This window comes from Desulfofalx alkaliphila DSM 12257, from assembly GCF_000711975.1.
Classification (GTDB): domain Bacteria; phylum Bacillota; class Desulfotomaculia; order Desulfotomaculales; family Desulfohalotomaculaceae; genus Desulfofalx; species Desulfofalx alkaliphila.
Window position 1 is genome coordinate 1 of the sequence record NZ_JONT01000062.1, and the last position, 1504, is coordinate 1504.

At 43.9% G+C, this 1504-nt stretch carries 6 protein-coding genes; all 6 read left to right on the top strand.

What is annotated here, in order from left to right:
• A partial coding sequence (locus BR02_RS15815) for a hypothetical protein (protein WP_034639633.1) occupies positions 1-186 on the top strand: 186 nt, incomplete at its 5' end.
• Positions 187-290: 104 nt separating this feature from the next.
• The gene (locus tag BR02_RS15555) at positions 291-455 is read left to right on the top strand and encodes a hypothetical protein (protein ID WP_157834986.1); all 165 of its coding nucleotides are present in this window, start codon (positions 291-293) and stop codon (positions 453-455) included.
• Positions 439-594, top strand: coding sequence for a hypothetical protein (locus tag BR02_RS15560; RefSeq protein WP_157834987.1), 156 nt, complete (start codon positions 439-441; stop codon positions 592-594). The genes BR02_RS15555 and BR02_RS15560 overlap by 17 nt, the downstream gene beginning before the upstream one ends.
• An 82-nt stretch (positions 595-676) precedes the next feature.
• The gene (locus BR02_RS0113095) at positions 677-895 is read left to right on the top strand and encodes a hypothetical protein (protein ID WP_031517805.1); all 219 of its coding nucleotides are present in this window, start codon (positions 677-679) and stop codon (positions 893-895) included.
• 33 nt (positions 896-928) lie between these two features.
• Positions 929-1252, top strand: coding sequence for a hypothetical protein (locus BR02_RS0113100; RefSeq protein ID WP_031517790.1), 324 nt, complete (start codon positions 929-931; stop codon positions 1250-1252).
• Positions 1253-1323: 71 nt separating this feature from the next.
• Positions 1324-1504, top strand: a 181-nt coding sequence (locus tag BR02_RS14575; protein ID WP_034639636.1) for a hypothetical protein, incomplete at its 3' end; no start/stop codon positions are given.

Consider the following 1504-nt stretch of genomic DNA (forward strand, 5'->3'; position numbering starts at 1 on the left):
CTGTGGCAAGGCGGTGCGGGTATTGCTGATATTGCCAAGCAAGTACGACCGGCAACAAAATCACTCCGCACAGAGTGGGATGCGATAGATGAGGTAGCGCTGCTTATTATACATCTATCCCGGCAGGGGTGCATTAAGCCTAGGCCGGGCGGGATATTCGGAGGTGATGGCATGGCGGTGGGGTGAGAAGGCACCGGGCAATGATATTAGGCCATGCTTGGGAGCGGTGGCAGGAGAGGTCAGGCTCAAAAATAAGTAGAGCAAAACTATCTAAGAGGCGGTGATATAGGGTGGCAGCACAACACAAGCGGCCGGGCAGAACGGCCCGCTTGGAACGCATAAGGCGAGTGCAGGAACGACAGAAAGGGCAGGTTAAGGTAATTGTATATACAAAGCCTAAAAGGGCGATGGATGGCGTTGGAAGGGTGGTGGCCATTGGTGATTACATCGCATGAGGATAAACGGTGTGGTACCTGCCGCTATTGGGATACCACAAAGAGAACCTTGCCGGACACCGGTAAGTGCAAATTGGATGGCAAGAAGCGCTTTCAAGATGATATGAAAGGATGTCTAGGCTGGAAGGTGAGAGAGTGAGCAACTTTTGGCAACCGGTTATCAAAAAAAGATGATTGAAGCGTAGTTACACACCATGTCATAAATGCGAAGGAGGAATAAAATGAACGATTGTGATTATTGTTCACAAGAAATAGTTAATTTAGAAGAGTTTGAAGCAGAAGATGGAACTGTAAGAAGTCTTAAAATAGTGTACTTGCCAAAATACAGACATATACAGGTCAAAATAATTGATAATGAAGGAATGTCTATTAATTTTGGAATAGATAAAAGAATTAATTACTGTCCTATGTGCGGTAGGAAATTAATATACCGCATATAACAAACTTAATGTGCAATAAGAAGGAGGGACAATGTGAGCAAGTTTGATTACTTTAATTTTTCCGATGGAAGCTGGGATACTGAATTTGTTGTGCATGCAAGAAAATTTACAAAAGAAGAAGCCGTTGAATTATGCATACAAGAAAATGATTGGCTGTTCGATAAAAAATACTGCAACGGTAAATTACACAGAGAACCCACTATCAATGATGTGGCTGAAAGAACAGTTAGGTGGTATCCAAAAGTTCCAGAATTCTGTGATATCGATAGCACTAATGGTTGTTACAGTTATTGCAAAAAAGGGGAAAGAGGAAGTTTCCCAGTGTGGGTTATCGAGTTTGAAACCCTTAGAGAATAATTGTACATTCCAAACTTAATGTGCATATATAACGGGCGGAAACATAACCGCCCGCCAAGGAGGGTAACATTATGCTTGCCTACCGGGGCAAAAGACGGCAGTTAGTAAGGATACTGCGCCAAACAAGCACCGGAGCAGTGGCGCAGTATGAGCCGGTAGAAGAACCCGGCAACAGGTACATGCCGTTAATAGAAAACGGCAAGAATGTGGAACGATTTGAACTGGTGGAGGAAAGGCAGCTAGATATATTTG